We start from the raw sequence: 21,996 nt of genomic DNA on the forward strand, positions 1-21,996 counted from the left end.
AGGCGCCCTGCGTCAAAGCTTTGCAGCGCTGCTGGAGCGTCACGAAAGTTTGCGCACCGCCTTCGTCGAAGACGATGGCCGGACCTGTCAGGTGATGCGTGCCCAGGGGCAGGTCGACTTCGTCGAGCAGCGTCTGGCGGTGGATGACGAGGCCGGTATCCAGGCATTTATCGAGCAGCAGACGCAACGCCCGTTCGATCTGCTGAACGATGCGCTGTTGCGCGTCGGCCTGCTGGCGCTGAGCGAGCAAGAGCACATCCTGGTGCTGACTCTGCATCACATCGTTGCCGACGCCTGGTCGTTGCAGGTGATGGTCGATGACCTGATGAGCCTGTACTCGGCGTTCATCCAGGGCCAGTCCGCGCAGTTGCCAGCCCTGGCGGTGCAATACGCCGACTACGCCGTCTGGCAGCGGCAATGGATGGCTGCCGGTGAACGGGACCGGCAACTGGCCTACTGGACCGAACAACTGGGCGATGAACAGCCGCTGCTGGAACTGCCCACCGACCATCCGCGTCCGGCTCAGCAAAGCATGCGCGGCGCACGGTTGCCGGTCGTGCTCGATCGCGCGTTGAACGACGCCCTCAAAGCCTTGGCCCGCCGGGAAAACATCACGTTGTTCGTGCTGTTGCTCGGTTCCTTCCAAGCGTTGTTGCACCGTTACAGCGGCCAGGCCGACATTCGCGTCGGGGTGCCGATTGCCAACCGCCAGCGCCTGGAAACCGAGCGATTGATCGGGTTTTTCGTCAATACCCAGGTGCTGCGAGCCGAATTCCACAGCGACTTGACCGGCGCCGCTTTGCTGCAACAGCTCAAGCAGACGGCCATGGCGGCGCAGATGCACCAGGATCTGCCGTTCGAGCAATTGGTCGATGCCCTGCAGCCGCAACGCAACCTGAGTCACAGCCCGCTGTTCCAGGCCATGTTCAACCATCGCAACGAAACCGACACGGCGTTGACAACTGCCTTGCCGGACCTGGCCATCGAGCCTATGGGTTGGGCGCAGCGCACCGCGCAGTTCGACCTGAGCCTGGACACCAGCGACAGCGCCCAAGGCCTGCACGCGGCCCTGACCTACGCCACGGATCTGTTCGAGCCGGCCACCATCGAGCGCATGGGCCAGCATTGGCTCAACCTGTTGCAAGGCTTGGTGCAGGACCTGCATCGCCCTGTTGCGCAGTGGGCGCTACTGGACGCTGACGAACGTCGGCGCATGCTGGTGGAGTGGAACGCCACGGCAGTCCAATACCCGCTCGATCGCAGTGTGCACAGCTTGATCGAAGAGCAGGTGTCGCGGACCCCGGACGCCCCGGCGCTGGTTTTCGGCGAGCAACGCCTGACCTACACCGAGCTCAACGCCCGGGCCAACCGGTTGGCGCATAGGTTGATCGATCAGGGTGTCGGCCCGGATGTGCTGGTGGGTATCGCCGTCGAGCGTTCCGTGGAAATGGTCCTGGGGCTGTTGGCGATTCTCAAGGCCGGCGGTGCCTACGTACCGTTGGACCCTGAATATCCACGGGATCGCCTGGCCTATATGTTCGACGACAGTGGCATCGGCCTGCTGCTGACCCAGCGCCATCTACTGGACGCGTTGCCCGTTCCGGAGGCCATTCGCTGTCTGGTGCTGGATCAGCCCGAGGACGGGCTGCAAGCAGGTCGCGATGCCAATCCGTGCGTCGACGTTGACGCTGAAAACCTGGCCTACGTGATCTACACCTCCGGTTCCACCGGCAAGCCCAAGGGCGCGGGCAATCGTCATTCGGCCCTGGTCAATCGGCTGTGCTGGATGCAGCAGGCCTATGGGCTCGATGCCACGGACAGCGTGCTGCAAAAAACGCCTTTCAGTTTCGACGTATCGGTGTGGGAGTTCTTCTGGCCGCTGCTGACCGGCGCGACGCTGGTGGTGGCCGCGCCGGGCGCTCATCGCGACCCGACGCAACTGATCGAGCTGATCACCGCGCAGCGCATCACCACGTTGCACTTCGTGCCGTCGATGTTGCAGGCGTTTGTGCAAGACCCACACGTGGCCCAATGCACCAGCCTGAAGCGGATCGTGTGCAGCGGCGAAGCCCTGCCGGTGGATGCGCAGCAGCAGGTGTTCGCCAAACTGCCGAACGCCAGCCTGTACAACCTCTACGGTCCGACCGAGGCAGCCATCGACGTCACCCATTGGACCTGTGTCCAGGACGGTCGCGACAGCGTGCCGATCGGCCAGCCGATTGCCAACCTGGGTACTTACATCCTGGACGATGAATTGTCGCCGGTGCCGGTCGGTGTGACGGGCGAGCTGTACCTGGCGGGCGAGGGCCTGGCCCGGGGTTACCATCGACGCGCGGCGCTGACCGCCGAACGCTTCGTGACCGGCCCCTTCGGCACGGGGCAGCGGCTGTATCGCACCGGTGACCTGGCGCGCTATCGCACCGATGGCGTGATTGAATACGCCGGGCGCATGGACCATCAGGTGAAAATCCGTGGCCTGCGCATTGAGCTGGGGGAAATCGAAGTGCGCCTGGCCGAGCACGCCGAGGTGCGCGAAACCGTCGTCATCGCCCAGGACGGCACCTTGCTGGTGGCCTACCTGGTGCCAGCCCGCGCTGAACTGCTGAGCGCCGAAGACACCGTCCGCCAGGCGCTGCAAGGTCGCCTCAAGGACCATTTGAGCCAGTCCTTGCCCGACTACATGGTGCCGCAGCACTGGGTGTGGCTGGAAAAAATGCCCGTCAGCCCCAACGGCAAACTGGAACGCAAGGCACTGCCCAAAGCCGATATCAGCGCCAGCCCCAAGGCTTACATCGCACCGATCACCGCCCTCGAACAGACCCTGGCCGCGATCTGGCAAAGCGTGCTCGGACGCGAGCAAGTGGGGGTGGGTGACAACTTCTTCGAGCTGGGGGGCGATTCGATTATCTCGATCCAGATGGTCAGCCGGGCGCGGCAGGCCGGGATTCATTTCAGTCCCAAGGATCTGTTCGTCCACCAGACCATCCAGGGCCTCGCCAGCGTGGCGAACCAGGGGGACAGCGGCCCGGGCATCGACCAGGGCCCGGTGACGGGCGACGCGGTGTTGCTGCCGTTCCAGCAACTGTTTTTCGAACAGGACATGGCCGAGCCGCATCACTGGAACCAATCGGTGCTGCTCAAGGGGCAACGGCCAGTGGACGCCGCTCATCTGGAGCAGGCGTTGCAGGCATTGGTTGCCCACCACGATGCCTTGCGCCTGGCCTTCACCCGTGAGAACGACGCCTGGACCGCTCGCCATCAAAGCCTCGCCGAGCAACAGGGGCTTTGGCAACGCTCACCGCTGTTGTGGACCGCCGAGGTGGCAGATGCTGCGGCGCTTGAACGGTTGGCCGAACAAGCCCAGCGCAGTCTCGAACTGCAGAACGGCGCACTGTTGCGCGGGGTCTTGGCGAGCCTGGCCGATGGCAGCCAGCGGCTGTTGCTGGTGATCCATCACTTGGTGGTAGACGGAGTGTCGTGGCGCATTCTGCTGGAAGACCTGCAACAGGCTTATCAACAACTGCAGGCCGGCCAGGCCCTGAAACTGCCCGCCAAGACCAGTGCCACCCAGGCTTGGGCGCAACGGTTGCAGGGGCATGCCGGCAGTGCGGCGTTACAGGCTCAAATAGCCTATTGGCAAGGGCAACTGCAGGACGCTCGCGCCGATTTGCCTTGCGACCGGCCCGAGGGCGAACTGCGCAGGTGCCATGGGGCGCAGGTTCAGACGCGGCTGGATAAAAACCAGACCCGACAACTCTTGCAGCAAGCGCCGGCGGCCTACCGAACCCAGGTCAACGATCTGTTGTTGACGGCTCTGGCCCGGGTGATTGGCCGCTGGTCCGGCGACGCCTCGACCTTGATTCAGCTGGAGGGGCACGGCCGTGAGGCGTTGTTCGATGATCTGGATCTGAGTCGTAGCGTCGGCTGGTTCACCAGCCTGTTCCCGGTACGCTTGACCCCGGCCGTCACCGCAGGGGATTCGCTCAAGGCGATCAAGGAGCAATTGCGGGCGATACCCGACAAAGGGCTCGGATTCGGTGCGCTGCGCTACCTGGGGGATGAGCAGACCCGTCGTACCCTCCAGGCGTTGCCTGTGCCACGCATTACCTTCAACTACCTGGGCCAGTTCGACAGCGCATTCGCCGATGATGCCGATGGCTTGTTTATCCCGGCCAGCGAATCGGCGGGCGCACCACAGAGCCCGCTGGCGCCGCTGGACAACTGGTTGACCCTCAATGGCAGTGTCTACGCCGGCGAACTGAGTATCGACTGGACGTTCAGCACGCAGATGTTCGACGAATCGACGATCCAGACGCTGGCCCTGGACTATGGCCGAGAGTTGCAGGCCCTGATCGAGCACTGCTGCCAGGCACCGCACCAAGGCTTCACGCCGTCGGACTTCCCGCTGGCCGGGTTGACCCAGGCTGAGCTGGACGCGTTGCCACTGGCGCCCCGGCAAGTCGAAGACATTTATCCGTTGTCGCCCATGCAGCAAGGCATGCTGTTCCATACGTTGTATGAGCAACAGGCCGGCAGCTACATCAATCAGCTGCGGGTGGATGTCGAAGGGTTGGACGTCGAGCGCTTCCGCCAGGCCTGGCAGGCGGCCATGGACGCCCATGAAGTGCTGCGCAGCAGTTTCGTCTGGGAAGGTGAGTTCAAGCGTGCCCTGCAGGTCGTGCACAAACAGCTGGACGTTGCCTTCCTGTTCCATGACTGGCGCGCCAGTGCGCAACTGTCCCAGGACCTCCACTCCCTTGCCCTGGCGCAGCGCCAGCAGGGTTTCGAACTGGAGGCGGCGCCCTTGCTGCGCCTGGTGGTGACACGCGTGGCAGAGGACCGCTACCACTTGATCTACACCTGCCATCACATCCTGATGGACGGCTGGAGCAACTCGCAATTACTCGGCGAAGTGCTGCAACGCTACAGCGGCCAACCTGTCGTCGCATCGGGCAGCCGCTACCGGGACTACATCGCCTGGCTGCAACGCCAGGATGCGGTGGCCAGCGAAGCGTTCTGGACGCCTGTGCTGCAACGCTTGGAGGCCCCGACGCGGCTGGCCGATGTCATTGCACCACCGGCCCAGGCCGGCACCGGTTATGGCGACCATGTGCAGGTCCTGGACGAGACGCTGACCCGGCGTCTGGAAGCCTTCGCCCGTGCCTCGAAAGTCACCGTCAACACGCTGGTGCAGGCCGCGTGGCTGCTGCTGTTGCAGCGTTACACCGGCAAAGACACCGTGGCTTTTGGCGCGACGGTGGCCGGTCGTCCGGCGGATCTGCCGGGCATCGAGCAGCAGATCGGCCTGTTCATCAACACCTTGCCGGTGATCGCCAGCCCACAGGCCGGGCAGTCCCTGGACAGTTGGCTGCAAGCGGTGCAGGCGCAAAACCTGGCGCTGCGCGAATTCGAGCACACAGCGTTGCTGGACATCCAGCGCTGGGCCGGGCAGGGCGGGGAAGCGCTGTTCGACAGCCTGTTGGTGTTCGAAAACTATCCGATTGCCCAGGCCCTGGAGCAGGGCGCGCCGGAAGGTTTGCGCTTTGGTCCGCCGCTCACCCAGGAGCAGACCAGCTACCCGTTGACGCTGTTGGTGGGATTGGAACGGCAACTGTCGGTGCACATGAGCTACCAGCAGGCGAGTTTCTCGGCGGACACGGTGCAACGGCTGGCGGCCCATCTGGCTCAGTTGCTGGGACAGATGACCGATGGCGGCGAGCGTTGCCTGGGTGAACTGTCGATGCTGGCGTTCGATGAACATCAACGCCTGACCCATGACTGGAACCCGGTGGACGCGCCGTTCGACCAAGGGCTGTGCATCCACCAGATGATTGCTCGTCAAGTTGAAGCCATGCCAGATGCCCTGGCGGTGACCTTCGCCAACACCCAACTGAGCTACAGCGAGCTCGACGGTCGCGCCAATCGCCTGGCCCATAAACTCATCGAACTGGGTGTAGGCCCGGAAGTGCGCGTCGGCGTGGCGATGCCGCGCTCCGAACACCTGCTGATCGCTTTGCTGGCAGTGCTCAAGGCCGGTGGCGCCTACGTGCCGCTGGACCCGGATTACCCGGTTGAGCGCGTGGCCTACATGCTCGACGACAGTTGTGCGCGGGTGTTGCTGACCGAACAGGCGGTGGCGGCGACGCTGAGCGTGCCGGCTGAAACCGCCGTGCTGATGCTCGACCAGCTCGATCTTTCACGCTATCCATTGAGCGCACCGCACAGCAGCGTCACGCCAGACAACCTCGCCTACGTCATCTACACCTCCGGCTCCACCGGCAAGCCCAAGGGCGTGGCGATTGCCCATCGCAACGTGCTGGCGCTGATCGACTGGTCCAAATCCGTCTACAGCCGCGATGACATTCAGGGTGTGTTGGCTTCGACTTCGGTGTGCTTCGATCTGTCGGTGTGGGAGTTGTTCGTGACCTTGGCCAACGGTGGCTCGCTGATCATCGCGCGCAATGCCCTGGAACTGCCGCACCTGCCGGCCCGGGATCAGGTGCGCCTGATCAACACCGTGCCCTCGGCGATTGCCGCGTTGCTGCGCAGCGATGAGATTCCGGCCAGTGTGCGCATCATCAACCTGGCTGGAGAGCCACTGAAGCAAAGCCTGGTGGACGCGCTGTACCAGAATTCCCCCTGTGGGATTGAGCTTGTGGCAGCAGAGCCTGTGGAGTCAGTGCCTGTGGGAGCAAAGCTTGCTCGCGATAGCATCCTATCGGCTGGCCCATGTGTGACTGACCTACCGCCATCGCGAGCAAGCTTTGCTCCCACAGGCCTTGCTTCCACAGGTAGTGCTCTTGCAGGTTCTACTCTTGCAGGTTTTGCTTCCACAGGCTCGCTCCCACAAGGGATAGCGCATGTCTACGACCTCTACGGTCCATCCGAAGACACCACCTATTCCACCTGGACCCGCCGCACCGCCGGCGGCACGGCGAACATCGGCCGGCCTCTCAAACACACCGCCAGCTACCTGCTCGACGCCGACCTGCAACCAGTGCCCCAAGGCGTCTCGGCGGAGCTGTACCTGAGCGGCGCGGGCATCACCCGTGGTTACCTCGGCCGCGCGGCGATGACCGCCGAAAAATACGTGCCCAATCCGTTCTCCACAACCGGCGAACGCCTGTACCGCACCGGTGACCTGAGCCGTTACCGCGCCGATGGCGTGCTCGAATACCAGGGCCGTATCGACCATCAAGTGAAGATCCGCGGCTTCCGTATCGAACTGGGAGAAATCGAATCGCGGCTGCTGCAACAGCCCGAGGTGCGTGACGTCGCGGTCCTGGCCCAGGACGTCCCGGGCGGTCAGCAACTGGTGGCCTACGTGGTCGTCCCGACGCTGAACCTGAATGCCACCGAAGCCCAACGCGCCCTGCGCGATGAACTCAAGGCCGCCCTGCGCGAACACCTGCCGGACTACATGATCCCGGCGCACCTGCTGTTCCTCGAACAATTGCCCCTGACCCCCAACGGCAAGCTCGACCGCAAGGCCTTGCCGGCGGTGGAGACCGGGTTGTCGCAAAGCGGTTACGAGGCGCCCGTCAGCGAACTGGAGCAACAGATCGCCGGTATCTGGCAAGAGGTGCTGGAAGTGGAGCAGGTCGGCCGTAACGACCATTTCTTCGAACGCGGCGGCCACTCCTTGCTGGCAACCCAGGCGGTCTCGCGTTTGCGCAAGCTGACAGGTTATCCGCTGAGCCTGCGTGACTTGTTCAATCATCCACAGCTCAAGGCGCTGGCGGTCCTGATGGCTGGCACTGCCGATGAACCGGTCCGGGCGGGCGATTCCCATGAAGTCCGGCTCAAGGCCCATGGGCCGCGACGTTCGGCACCGCTGTCGTTGGTGCAGCGACGTTTGTGGATCGCCGAACAATTGTCCGGCGGTACGTCGGCCTATGGCATGCCCATGGCGCTACGCCTGTGCGGCGAATTGTCGATGGCGCACCTGATGAGCAGCTTTGCCGACGTGGCTCGCCGTCATGACGTACTGCGCACCGCGTATGTCCAGGACGAAGAAGGCGATCCGCTGGCGCTGATTGCCGATGAGGTGCAACTGGACTTCCCGGTGATCGACCTCGCTGGCCTGTCGCCCAGTGCCCAGCAGGAACAGGTGGCCCGAGCGACGCTGGAAAACGCGCGCATCCCCATCGACCTGGAACAGGCACCGCTGTTGCGCGGGCGGATCCTGCGCCTGGGGCCGACGGAGCACGTGTTGCTGTACGCCATGCACCACATCATCTCCGATGGTTGGTCGATGGGGCTGTTGATCAACGAACTGGTGCAGGTCTACGAGGCATCCCTCAAGGGTGAACCGATGCCGCTGCCACCCCTGGAGGTTCAGTACCATGACTTCGCGCTGTGGCAACAGGCGCTGGAGGAGCAGGGCGTGCTGGCGCGCCAGGCCGAGTACTGGAAACACCGGCTCGGCGGCTACGAAGGGCGCCTGGACTTGCCGCTGAGCAGCCCCCGGGGCCAGACGGCGTCCTACGACGGCGATGCGCTGCAGTTCCGGCTTTCCACCGCGCTGAGCGGGGCCTTGCGCCGGTTAGCCAGCGAGGCCGGTGTCACGCTGTACAGCACGCTGCTGGCGTCCTTCCAGGTGTTGTTGCATCGGCTCTGCGACGCGCAAGACCTGGTGGTCGGGGCCGACGTGGCAGGTCGTGAACAGCCTGAGCTGGAGCGGCTGATCGGTTTCTTCGTCAACGTACTGCCCCTGCGTTCGCGCTTCGACGCCGCGGCCACGTTCTCGCGCTTCCTGGGGCAGACCCAGGACAACCTGCTCGGCGCCCTGGAGCATCAGGACTTGCCGTTCGACCAGATTGTCGAAGCCTCGGGCGTACCGCGACACAAGGGCATGAACCCGTTGCTCCAGGTGTTGTTCGTGATGAACAACGTGCCGGTGCGCACCCGCTCCATGACCGGGTTGAGCGTGGAATTGCTGCCGGCGCTCGAGACCCATTCTAAATTCGATATGGCGTTGTTCGTTGACGAAGAAGAAGGGCAATTGCGCGGTAATTGGCAATTCGCCACAACCTTGTTCGGACATGAGCGCATCCAGCACCTGATTCAGGCCTGGACAGCCCTGTTGGAACAGATCGTCGCTGATCAGGACATTCAATTGGGAGCTATCAGCATGCCAGTCGACAACATGGCGGCGGCCGTCACGCCTGCCACCGTCCCGGGGCCCAAGGCCGACAAACTGGGCAAGTTTCTCAAGCGTTCCGTGACACCCCTCGCCAAGCCTCGTGCGGCGCGGGTGGGTGAATCACTGGTGGCTGCACCGCAGCGCTTTCCCTTGATGCTGGAGCCGGGCGAGCCCCATCTGGATGTCATCGAGTGGATCCAGCAGAACCGGCCACTGATCGAGCAAAAGCTGGCCGAGCATGCGGGCATTCTGTTCCGCGGTTTCGAGCTGGACGGTATCCAGGGTTTTGAAGCCTTCGCCGAAGCGGTACAGCCAGGGCTTTATGGTCAGTACGGCGACCTGCCGAAGAAAGAAGGCGGCAAGAACACCTACCGTTCCACGCCGTACCCCGAGCGCAAGATGATCCTGTTCCACAACGAAAGCTCCCATCAGGACCGCTGGCCGCGCAAGCAGATGTTCTATTGCGAGCAAGCCGCACCGGTAGGCGGCGCGACCCCGGTGGTGGATTGCCGGTTGATGTATGAACGATTACCGGCGGACCTTCGCGAGAAGTTCGAAGACAAAGGGTTGCTGTACGTACGCACCTTCACCGACAAACTCGACGTGTCGTGGCAGCACTTCTTCAAGACCGAAGACCACCTTGAAGTGGAGGCCCGCTGTCGGGCGGGCGGCATCCAATGGCGCTGGCTCGATAACGACGAGTTGCAGACCCGCACACCGGGGCCCGCGATCATCACGCACCCGATCACCGGAGAGAAGTCGTTCTTCAACCAGGTGCAATTGCATCACATCTATTGGTTGGACCCGGATGTGCGGGAGGACCTGTTGTCGATGTTCGGCCTGGAGCGCATGCCTCGGCATGTGTATTACGGCGACGGCACACCGATTGAGGACGAGGTGATGGCGCGTATCGGTGAGTTGTATGAAGCCTGCGCGGTGCGTTTCGACTGGCAAAAAGGTGATGTGATCCTGCTGGACAACATGCTGGTGGCCCACGCCCGCGACCCGTTCGAGGGCCCGCGCAAGATCGTGGTAGCCATGGGCGATATGTACGACCGTAACGCGCTGGACAACCCGGCCAGTGCCGGGCCCGCGATTCAGGGCAGGCGCAATCTGGAGGAAACCGGAGCATGAACGAAGTAACGATGGATCAACAGGACCCGAGTTTCCCGCTGACGCCCGAGCAACAAATGCTGCTCGAACAACTGTCGCCCACGGCGACCTGTGGCGAGGCGTTGCGCTGGCTGAACGTGGTGATCGACGGTGATCTCGATCCGCAGCGCTTGCAGGTCGCGTTCGATACGCTGCTGGCGCAGCAGCCGATGCTCTTGGCGCGGCTGGGCAAAGTCGCCGGTTTCCACGGTTGGCGTCAGGCCGCCGCCAGCGCCGTTCGCTTCCCGCTGACGGTACAGGCCGGCGAGCAACGGGCCGAGGACATCCAGGCGCAGATCAAGGATTCGATGGGTCGCGCTTTTGTGCTCGGCGAATCGGAAAGCCTCCAGGCCGGGCTTTATCGTCTGGCGCCACGGCAATGGCAACTGGTGCTGGGCATCGCCCGCTATAGTGCCGATGGGCAATCCCTGAATCTGCTGCTTGAGCAGGTGCAGCAGGCCTGCGCCGGGATCCAGGGAGTGGAAGACGCGCCGGGCGAGTTCACCCAATACCTGGAGTGGCGCAGTGAGGTGGTGCTGGATGAAGATGCCGCCACCGGACGCACCTACTGGCAGCAGCACCTGCACGGCGTGCAGACGGACATCGCCACGCCGTGGCTGGCCGCACGCAGCGCCGGCAATGAGACCGGTGCAGGCGACAGGTGCGTGTCGCTGACACTGGAACCTGCCCAGCGTGACGCGTTGTACCGTCTGGCCAAGCAGCTCGGCCAGCCGCTTGCCACGCTGCTGCAAGGCGCGTGGTGGGTGTTGCTGGGACGTTTGAGCGGGCTTGAGCAGGCGCTGGTCGGTGTGCGCCATGACAGCCGTGGCGACTATGAATACTTCGCCAATGCCGTGGGCGTGTTCGAGAAAACCCTGCCGCTTTGCGTTTCGTTGCCCGCCAGCGTGGCGTTCAGCGAGTGGTTGAGCGAACTGGCGGCGGGCCTCGAAGCCCATCGCACCTGGCAGGAATACTGGACCCCGGACCTGGCGCCTGACGCACGCCCGGTCTACGGCTTTACCCTGGGGCAGGCGAGCGGTGCCAGGAGCAGTGGCGACCTGAACTGGGCGCCGGAGCCAATGCTTGTGCAGGCCGATGCGTTCGAGTTGCTGTTACAGGTTCAATTGGACGATGCCCAGCGGCTTGCCGCGGTCAATCTGTCTTACGTCAGTTCGCGTTATTCGCTCGCCTCGGCCAGCGTCGTGCTGGAACAGTACGGCGTGCTGTTGGCGTCGATCCTTGCCGCCCCGCAAACCGCACTGGCGCAGCTCAATTTGCTCAGTCGCAGCGAGGAGCAGCGCTTGCGGGCGATCAATCCGCCGATGCAGGCATTGGCGGATGGCCGTTATCTGCCGCAGCGCATCGCCGAGCTGGCGATTCGTACACCGGACGCCATCGCCCTGACCGACGCCCATCAGCACTTGAGCTATGGCCAGTTGCAAGCCCGGGTCGACCGTGTGGCGCAGGGCCTCAAGGACCAAGGTCTGGGCCAGGGGTCGATTGTCGCGCTGGCGTTGCCGCGTTCGGTGGAACTGGTGATTGCAATGCTGGCGAGCTGGCGCATAGGGGCGGCGTATCTGCCCCTGGATGTGCAGTGGCCCCAGGCGCGTCAGGCGTTGATGCTGGAACAGGCCGACGCGGCGATGTTGCTCACCGATGCGACGCATCTGCCGACCTGGCAGGGGCAGCCGTACAAGGCGCTGACATTGGCTGAACTCAGTCAGTCGGCAGCGCCCTTGCCGGTGCTCGCCACCAAAGGCAACGACATTGCCTATGTGTTGTTTACATCTGGCTCCACCGGCGTGCCCAAAGGCGTGGTGATCGAGCATCGGCAATTGCTCAACTACACCGCCCAGGCCAGTCAGGCCCTGGGGCTTGCGCAGTGCAAAAACGTCGGTTTCAGTTCCACCGTGGCGGCAGATTTGGGCAACACGACGTTGTTTGGTGCATTGTTCAATGGCGCCACCCTGCATGTGGCCAGCGATGAGCAGATGCAGGACGGCGCGTTGTTTGCCCAGTACGTGCAGCAGCAACGGATCGACTGCCTGAAAATCGTGCCGTCGCACCTTGCGGCGCTGCTCGACAGTGAGCAGGCGACACTGCCGCTTACGCTGATTCTGGGCGGCGAGCCGATCCCAGCGACGTTGATCGAGCGCATCGCCCGGTTGCGCAGCGATTGCCGCGTGTTCAACCACTATGGGCCGACCGAAGCCACGGTGGGGGTGATGATTCATCCGTTGTCACTGCACGGCGCCGCCGGCGATTGTGCGGCGCTGACTCAGGTGCTGGGCAACAACCAGGTTTACCTGCTGGACGCCGATCTGCGCTTGGCGCCGGTGGGCGTGCTGGGTGAGGTGTACCTGGGCGGCGCGCAGTTGTGCCGGGGCTATCTGCATGCCGAGGCCGATGAGCAGACGTTCATTCAGAGTCCATTTGATCCGGCGCAGCGGTTATATCGCACCGGCGACCTGGCGCGGTATCACCCGAATGGGGCGATCCAGCTGTACGGTCGGCGTGATCAGCAGGTCAAGGTGCGCGGGTTCCGTATTGAACTGGCGGAGATCGAGGCGGTGCTTCTGCGCATGCCGCAGGTGGCCGAAGCCCTGGTGCTGCCGGCGGCGTCGGTCGAGCAGGGACTGTTGGCCTTTATCGTGGCGCCGCCGGGTAGCGCGACGGGCGTGTTGGACGCCGCCCGTGCCGGGTTGAGCGCCCGCCTGCCCAGCGTGATGGTGCCCCAGCACATGCAGCTGATCGAAGCTTTCCCGCGATTGGTCAACGGCAAGATCGATCGCAAGGCGTTGCAGCAGTTGGCGGGTGCGGCAACGGATGACAAAGACGCCGCGCCGCGCGATGCGCTGGAGCAATTGCTCGCCGCACGCATGGCGCAGTTGCTGGGGCTGGAGCGATTGGGCATCGATCGCGACTTCTTCGCCGCCGGAGGTCATTCGTTGCTGGTGATCAAGTTGGTGGCCGGTATTCGCAAGTTGTTGCAGTGCGAAATTCATCCGGGCCTGGTCTTCGATCATCCGACCGTGGCGTCGCTGGCACTGGCCTTGCGGGCGCTAGAGAGCAGTCCGGGGCAACTGGAGAAAATGGCCCAGGTCCGCCTGCGCATGGAAGCGATGAGCCCCGAGGAAAAGCTCCGCCTGACCGAACAGGCTCGGCAGCTGCAAGCCGCCAGGGCTGCGCAAAGCAACTGACATCACACGAAACAAAAGGCCGTCGCCCAACAGCGATTCCCAGAAATGGAACGCGGAGCGTCCCAGGCGGCATTCCCACGCGGAGCGTGGGAACGATCGGATCACACGAAACAAAAGGCCGTCGCCCAACAGCGACGGCCTTTTTTTTAATCTTTTTCGCGAATGATAAATAAACTCATTCCGGTTTTTGCCAAGTGCTGCGTCTTACTTAGGTATGTGGGCAAATCGGGTCGGGCAGGACGTCCAGGCACCGGGTTTGTCCAGCAAAGATTTCGCCGTCGTCCAGCCAGATGACCGTGCCCGGGGAGGGGCCGGTCGGCCATGCACTGACATTGCCTTGGGGCAATCGACCGTGCGGGTTCACGTGTGCTGGCGAGCGGCGGGCCCTTCGGCCCCATGGACTTTTACTTCTACCAATAATAGAGAGCACGATGTCATCCATTCATGAGTTGAAACCTCTGTTCAAGGCACTCGTCATGTCCCGCGGCCTGCGTTCGCGGCGTGTGTTGGCCGGTCTGGGGTTGGTCTGCGTACTGCCCCTCAGCGCTCAGGTGATGGCTGAAGACGTCAGCATCAACATTCCTGCGCAACCGCTGCCGCAGGCACTGCAAGCGTTCGGTCAGCAGACCAACCAGCAAGTGATCTACAACGCTGCTGATATGGCCGGCCTGAGGAGCACCCGCGTCAGCGGCAAGATGAGCCCGCAGACGGCCATTGCCGAATTGCTCAAGGGCACTGGCGTGCGTTACAGCGTCGAGGGCAATACCTTGATGCTGGTGCGCGGTTCTGCCGGTGAAGGCCTCGAGCTGGGCGCGACCACCATCAGTGCAGAATCGGTGGGCGCTACCACCGAAGGCAGCAACTCATACACCAGTAACGCCGTGACCATCGGCAAGGGCACCCACACCCTCAAGGAAATTCCCCAGTCGATCACCGTGATGACGCGCAAGCAGATGGATGACCAGAACCTGGTCAGCCTCAAGGACGCCGTCAACCAGACCACCGGCATCGTCGGCCTGCAGGGCGTCGGCCAGGGCATGATCCTGTCGTCCCGCGGTTTCCAGATCGACGACTGGCAGTACGACGGTGTGCCGATCCCGCGTAACACCTATTCGCTGGGCAACTGGGCGACCCAGGACCTGATCTTCTTCGACCGCCTGGAAATCATGCGCGGCGCCTCCGGCCTGCTGCAAGGCACTGGCAGCCCCGGTGGTGCCGTCAACCTGGTGCGCAAGCGTGGCCAGAACGCACCCACCGTGACCTTGACCGGCAAGGCCGGCTCCTGGGATCACTACGGCCTGCAATTGGACGCCGGCGGCCCGCTGAACCAGGCCGGCAACATTCGCGGCCGCATCGTCGTCGACGAAGACCAGAGCAACTCGTTCGTCGACCATGCGTGGAGCAAGACCCATTCGCTGTACGGCGCGCTGGACGTCGACCTGAACGAAGACACCACCCTGGGCTTCGCGGTCAGCCAATCCAACGGCGAATCGCGCGGCAATATCCGTGGCTTGCCACGCTACGCTGACGGTTCGATGCCGGACGTGTCGCGTTCGACCTATACGGGCGCGCGCTGGAACCGGTCAGAAATCGATGTCACCACCTATTACACCGATCTGGAGCATCGCTTCAACGATGGCTGGGCCTTCAAGGTCGGTGCCGTGTACATGACCGAAGACAACCAGGCGAAAAACCAGCGAGTCCAAAGGGGTGGTGGTCTCTTGGCGGATGGCAGTGGCGTGCAATATGCCGACTTCGTGACCGATTTCCAGTCCACGAAGGCTGGTCTGGACATGAACCTGACTGGCAAGTTCGAAGCCTTGTCGATGGAGCAGGAAGTCATGCTGGGCGGCAACTTCTCTCAGTTGGAGACGGATGATCGCTATGCCCGTACCTTCAACAACACCAGCGACTCCATCTTCGATCTGAACAATGATCGTCCGGACATCAGCTATGAAAGTTTGATCAATAGCCCGGGCGGCCAGGGTACCCTCAGCAAATACGATATCCGCCAGAAAGGTGTGTACGGCACCTGGCGCGTCAAGCCGGTCGACGACTTGACGCTGGTGCTGGGTTCCCGGGTCAGTTGGTATGACTTCAGCTACAAGTCGAAAACCGAAACCGCGGCCAACGGCATTGTCACCAACACGCCAAGCACCGGAACTGAAACCGGAGTGGTCACGCCCTACGGCGGTATCATCTATGACCTGAGCCGTGAATGGGCCGTGTATGCCAGTTATACCGACGTGTTCCAGCCGCAGACCAATCGGGACGCCGGCGGTTCGGTGCTCAAGCCGATAGTCGGCAGCAACTATGAAGTCGGCCTCAAGGGCGAATTGATGGATGGTCGGGTCAATACCTCCCTGGCTGTCTTCCGCTACGACCATGAGAACCGTGCGATCAACGACGGCGGTTCGGGGTGTGGTGGCTCGGGTTGCTCGGTAGCCTCAGGCAAAGTGCGTAGCCAGGGGATCGACGCCGAAATCAGTGGTGAAGTGATGGACAATCTGCAGTTGTTTGCGGGTTACACCTACAACACCACCAAGTACCTGGAGGATCCGAGCAATGAAGGCAGCATCTACAGCACCTGGACGCCGAAACACATGCTGCGGGTGTGGGGCAACTACCAGCTCACTGGCGACTGGAGCCGTGTCAGCACCGGCTTGGGCTTCACCACCCAAAGCCACACGATGGTTTACGACTATGATCGTGAAATCCCGGGTTACACCGTATGGAACGCCCGTGTCGGCTATCAGCTGACGCCGGAAATCGCTTTGGCGGTCAATGCCAACAACCTGTTTGACAAGACGTACATAACGTCCGCTTACAACCAGCTCAATGGCAACAACAACTTTGGTGATCCGCGCAATCTGATGTTCAGCGTGACTTACAAACCGCAGTTCTGATTTGCGCGAGAACTAGAAAAACGTCTTGTGCGTAATGTTGTTCACTTGGAAAAACGGCGCTTCTTTCAGGAATTGGGAGGCGCCGTTTTTTTTGGGCGTGGGGAGGGGGCATATCCGTTTCTTCGGTAGTGGCTACTGGCGGTTCCGCTCTTACAGCGGGTCACTTTCGAAAAGCCGGAATGCCGGCCCAGGCGAAAGTAACCAAAGCGCTTTTGCCCCACCACTCGGCACCTCGCTTAGGCTCGGTGTGCCCTCACTCCGGCATTGCTCCGTGGGCCCGCCGCGAAGGGCCATCCATTGCCCAGCGCGGCTACCTCGGCATCCATGCCGAGGTGCCCACTACGCAATACCTGCGTTCGGCCAGCGTGGTTAACGGGGCGCCTGAGATCAACGTCCACCGCGAGGCGGCCTAACAGCCGGCCTGGTTCTTGGTGAGACCGCGTTTCTCCTGTGGGAGCGGGCTTGCTCGCGAAAGCGGTGGTTCAGTTTGCAGTGATGTTGGCTGTGCTGGCGTCATCGCGAGCAGGCTCGCTCCCACAGGTTTTTTGTGTCGTGTGCAGATGCTGTGAACACCCGCCAACCCCATGTGGGAGCGGGCTTGCTCGCGAAAGCGGAGGGTCAGTTTTCGGTGATGTTGGCTGTGCCGACGCCTTCGCGAGCAAGCCCGCTCCCACAGGTTTTTTGTGTCGTGTGCAGATGCTGTGAACACCCGCCAGCCCCATGTGGGAGCGAGCCTGCTCGCGAAAGCGGTGGATCAGTTTGCTGTGATGTTGGCTGAGCCGACGCCTTCGCGAGCAAGCCCGCTCCCACAGGTTTTTTGTGTCGTGTGCAGATGCTGTGAACACCCGCCAACCCCATGTGGGAGCGGGCTTGCTCGCGAAAGCGGAGGGTCAGTTTGCAGTGATGTTGGCTGTGCCGACGCCTTCGCGAGCAAGCCCGCTCCCACAGGTTTTTTGTGTCGTGTGCAGATGCTGTGAACACCCGCCAGCCCCATGTGGGAGCGAGCTTGCTCGCGAAAGCGGTGGATCAGTTTGCTGTGATGTTGGCTGTGCCGACGCCTTCGCGAGCAAGCTCGCTCCCACAATGGGATCGGAGTACGAGCGGGAGAGCCAGGCCGGCTGTAAGGCCGCCTCGCGCGCAAGCTTTGCTCCCACAGATTCTGCTCAAGCAGATCTGATGGGCGTACGACCGGGAGAGCCGCGCTGGGCCATGGATGGCCCTTCGCGGCGGCCCACGGAGCAATGCCGGAGTGAGGGCATGCCGAGCCTAGGCGAGGCACCAAGTGGTGGGGCATGTAGCGTTTTGCTTACTTTTGACTGGGCCGGCTTCCGGGCTTTTCAAAAGTGAGCCGCCGTAAGGGCGGAACCCTAAGCCGCCGTTACCGAAGAAACGGATATACACACCTACCCTAAGCGCTTTTCCCCTTCAATCGTACTGGCCAAAAAAACCTCGACCAGCGAATCAAGCAACGCATCATCAAAAATCATACTGCGATGACGCAACGGAGAATGCACCGAGCATTGCAGCTCCCCGGCCAGGCTGTAACCCTTTATCAAGGCTTCGCAAAACGCCAATTCTTCCGGAGTTTTTTCCGCCTGTGTCCACCAGCAACTGGGTCGTACCCGCACCGGTTTGAACGTGAACCCAGCAAAGGCCTCCAGCAACCGATCATGCACGGAGAACGCCTGAGCGTTCATGACTTCATCCTTGACGCTCTGCACGATTGACAGCAAATCGCCTCGCCCCGGCTCGATCTGGCGGGTGGCCCATTCATGGAATGCCTGGACCGTGCTGGCGGGGTGCTCTTGCCGGTAAGCCGCCGTGCGTTCGGTGAGGGTCGGAAACAGCAGGTCGAAATATTCGATGGCCTCCAGCAGATCCTGAGAGGCCGGGTCGGCCTGTTCAGCGCCTGGTAAATGCCGATGACGCGACAACGTCGCCGGGTACAGGTGTTCAGGAATCGTGCTGTCCACCAAACCGAGAAAACTCACGGTGTGGCCCTGGCTTTCCAGCGTCGCGGCGATGTCCAGCGCGATGGCGCCGCCCAACGACCAGCCCATCAGGTAATAGGGACCTTGCGGCTGGGCCGTGACGATTTCCTGGCCGTAATCGGCAATCATCTCGCGCCAGGCTTCAGGCCCTGCGTGGGGTTCGCTGAAGCCGCGGTGCATGACGCCAACGGTGCGCGCCCGAGGTTGGAGTTTGCGCGCCAGCGGCTGGTAACAGAACACGATGCCACCGCTGGGATGCAGGCAAAACAACTGCGGCGCGTCGGTGGGGGTGGTGTTCAAGGGGACAAGACATGGGGTCTGTTCGCGGTGCTTTTGCGAAATGAACAGCGCCAGCTCGGCGACGCTCGGGTTGGCCAGCAACTCCTGCAGCCGCACGATGATATTCAGGCGGGCCTTGAGTTGGGCAATCAGCTCGATCGCCAGGATCGAATGCCCGCCCAGTTCAAAGAAACTGTGATTGATCCCCACGCGCTCAACCTTGAGGGACTGTTGCCAGAGCTGCGCCAGGGCTTCTTCCAACTGTGTGCGGGGCGCCAGGTAATTCGAATGCCACAGACAGGCGTCCGGTTCCGGCAAGGCCTTGCGGTCAAGCTTGCCGTTGGCATTGAGCGGCAAGTGCTCGATGAACAGCAGATGGCTGGGCACCATGTAGTCCGGCAACTGCGCTTTGAGCGCGGTCAACAGACCTTCGCGTAACTCGGCCGTGGCCGGTTGCGTGGCGATCACGTAGGCGACCAGTTGCAGGCCGCCGGGGCCTTCATGGGTCAGCACGACACCATCGCGCACCGCCGGCAGGGTTTGCAGGCGCGCCTGGATTTCGCCCAGTTCAATGCGGAATCCACGGATCTTGACCTGATGATCCAGGCGTCCGATGTACTCGATGCTGCCGTCGGTGCGGTAGCGTGCCAGGTCGCCGGTGCGATACAGGCGTCCACCCGGAATAGGGTCGAACGGATCGGGGATAAACCGTGTGGCGGTCAGGTCGGTGCGCCGGTGGTAGCCGCGGGCCAGGCCGGCCCGGCCAACGTGCAGCTCACCGATGCAGCCCTTGGGCACCGGGTTCAGGTGCGCGTCGAGCAGATACCAGGACAGGTCGACGATAGGCTCGCCGATAGGGCTCGCGGCCTCGCAGTGCAAGTCATTCATCGACAGTGGTCGCCAGGTGACGTGCACCGTCGTCTCGGTGATGCCATACATGTTGATCAACTGCGGCGCCTGGTCGCCGAACCGTTCGAACCAGGGGCGCAAACTCTGCACATCAATTGCTTCGCCGCCAAAAATCACCTGACGCAACCGGTGGACGAGAGGCTGGCGAGGCGCGCAGGCGACCTGCAACAACGACTTGAATGCCGAGGGCGTCTGGTTGAGCACCGTGACGTTTTCCTGGCAAAGCAGGGCGTAGAAATCCTCCGGCGAACGGCTCACGGCGTGGGGCACGATGACCAGTCGACCGCCGTGCAGCAGGGCACCGAAAATCTCCCACACGGAAAAGTCGAAGGCATAGGAATGAAACAGGCACCAGACGTCCTGCTGATCGAAGCTGAACCAGTGGTCCGTGGCCTGGAACAATCGGTTGACGTTGTGGTGGGCAAGCAACGCGCCTTTGGGCTGGCCGGTCGAGCCTGAGGTGTAGATCACGTACGCCAGGTTATCCGGGTGCATCGGCACGTCAGGATTGTGCTCGGGATAGTCGCCATCGACAGCGACGGGGTCGAGCAACAAACAGTTGATGCCAGCGGGCAGCGCCAGCGATTCACGCAGATGGGCCTGGGTCAGGATCTGCGTGACGCCGCTGTCCTGGATCATGTAGGCCAGGCGGTCAGCCGGGTAGGCCGGGTCCAGTGGCACGTAGGCACCGCCGGCCTTGAGGATCGCCAGCAGGCCGATGATCATCTGCGGCGTGCGCTCGACGGCAATGCCGACCAATACGTCGGGCCCGACGCCTTGGGCGATCAGCCGATGGGCCAATTGGTTGGCTTGTCGGTTGAGCTTGGCATAACTCATGTGCTGCCCTTCAAAGGTCAGGGCGATGGCGTCGCCCGTGGCGGCGGCATGGGTTTCGATCAATTGGTGCAGGCACTGTCCGCGATGCAGTCGAGTCGGCTGGCGGTTCCAGTGGTCCAGGGTTTGCTGCTGTTCATCGGTGTTGAGCAATGGCAGTTCGCCGAGGGCGCGTTCGGGCGTCTCGATCAGGCCCCGCAACAGGTTCTGCCAGTGCTCGGCCATGCGCTCGATGGTGTCTGCGCGGTAGAGATCACGGCGGTATTCGAATGTCGCCACGATCTGCTGCTGTGAATAGTCGACATCCAGCGACAAGTCGAACTTGGCCTGGCTGTCACCGGTATCGAGAAATTCCAGCGTCAGTTGACCTCGGGTCGGCGCCGGCAGTGCGGGCGTGCCGGTGCGCCAGTTGAACAAGACCTGGAACAGCGGGTTGGCGCCCTGTACGCCGGGACGTTGCAACTGATCAAGGATCAGCTCCAACGGGTAGTCGGCATGTTCAAGCGCGGCGAGGGACTGCGCGCGTAGATCCCGGAGAAACTCCAACGTGCTGCGGGCCGAGTCGATCCGCGCCCGATACACCTGGCTGCTGACGAAAAAACCCACCAGGTCCTGGCTTTCATGGCTGTTGCGATTGGCGTTGGGGACGCCGACGGTAAAGTCGTTCTGGTTGCCGTAGCGGCCCAGCAACAATTGCCAGGCACCCAGCGCCACCACGAAAGGCGTCAGCCCCTGGCGTTGGCAGAATGCTTCCAGGGCCTGGGTCATTGCCGGGGCAAGCGCCACATGCACGCGTCCGGCCATCGGTTGCTGGCGAGTGGCGCGGGGGAAATCCTGGGGCAGTTCCAGCGTGGGCAGGTCGTGGCCCAGGTAATTGCTCCAGTATTCGCCGCTGCGCTGGCAGGCTGCGCTCTGCAAGTACTCGCCTCGCTGATGGGTGGCGTAGTCGGCGTATTGCATGGGCAGCGGCGGCAGCGCTGACGGATCGCCGAGCAAGGCCTGGGCATAGGCCTGGGTCATGTCCTGCATGAGGATCGTGTTGGACCAGGCATCGGAGACGATGTGATGCATGTTGAGCAACAGCACATGTTCGTCGCTGCGCAGCCGCAGCAGCGTTGCCCGCATCAGCGGCGCCTGGGTGAGATCGAACGGTTGCCGGGCATGCTGCTCGATGCGCTGTGAGAGCGCCAAGGTGCGTGCCGGCTGGTCGAGCGTGGCAAGGTCATCCCGGTGCAGGGTCAGGCAAACGTTGCGCTCGACCACCTGGCTCGCGGCGCCGTCGATTTCAATGAACGCGGTGCGCAGGATGTCGTGGCGGTCGATGACGCGATTGAGTGCCTGCTCCAGGGCGTCGGCATTGAGTTCGCCCGTCAGGCGCAGGGCGCGTGGCAGGTTGTAGGCCGAACGGGTCGGGTCGCGCTGTTGCTCCAACCACAAGCGTTGCTGGGCAAAAGACAAGGGCGCGCGGTCCAGCCGGCGGGAGTTTTCGTGCCTGTCGCCAGCGACATCCTCCAGCAGCAGCGTCAGCAGATCATCATCTAGCAGTTCGTTCATGGTGTTCTCGCGGTAAACAGCATTGC

General features: G+C 62.6%; 5 protein-coding genes (1 of these 5 running past the window's edge). 4 read left to right on the forward strand and 1 reads right to left on the reverse strand.

Annotated elements, in window-relative coordinates; translation table 11 throughout:
- The 4 genes from AB4O09_RS10480 to AB4O09_RS10495 form a co-directional block, all read left to right on the forward strand.
- A protein-coding gene (locus tag AB4O09_RS10480) for a non-ribosomal peptide synthase/polyketide synthase (RefSeq protein WP_460108159.1) crosses the window boundary here: on the forward strand, positions 1 to 10,279 show its 3' portion. It extends 3,440 nt beyond the left edge of the window; the window shows 10,279 of its 13,719 coding nt (coding positions 3,441-13,719); the start codon falls outside the window, past its left edge; it ends in the stop codon at positions 10,277 to 10,279.
- Positions 10,276 to 13,497 (forward strand): non-ribosomal peptide synthetase, encoded by a 3,222-nt coding sequence (locus AB4O09_RS10485; protein ID WP_460108161.1) that lies wholly within the window; start codon positions 10,276 to 10,278, stop codon positions 13,495 to 13,497. The genes AB4O09_RS10480 and AB4O09_RS10485 overlap by 4 nt, the downstream gene beginning before the upstream one ends.
- A 431-nt stretch (positions 13,498 to 13,928) precedes the next feature.
- Positions 13,929 to 16,403: a TonB-dependent siderophore receptor gene (locus AB4O09_RS10490; protein ID WP_033028134.1), complete on the forward strand. Its 2,475-nt coding sequence runs from the start codon at positions 13,929 to 13,931 to the stop codon at positions 16,401 to 16,403.
- Between the two features lie 245 nt (positions 16,404 to 16,648).
- A complete protein-coding gene (locus AB4O09_RS10495) occupies positions 16,649 to 16,816 on the forward strand; it encodes a nucleoid-structuring protein H-NS (RefSeq protein WP_155499102.1) in 168 nt (55 codons plus the stop codon).
- A gap of 990 nt (positions 16,817 to 17,806) precedes the next feature.
- Here AB4O09_RS10495 and AB4O09_RS10500 read toward each other — a convergent pair.
- Entirely contained in the window at positions 17,807 to 21,970 is a 4,164-nt protein-coding gene (locus AB4O09_RS10500; protein ID WP_460108163.1) for an amino acid adenylation domain-containing protein, read from the reverse strand.
- Positions 21,971 to 21,996 lie beyond the last annotated feature (26 nt).

The organism is Pseudomonas sp. H1_F01 (assembly GCF_054681425.1).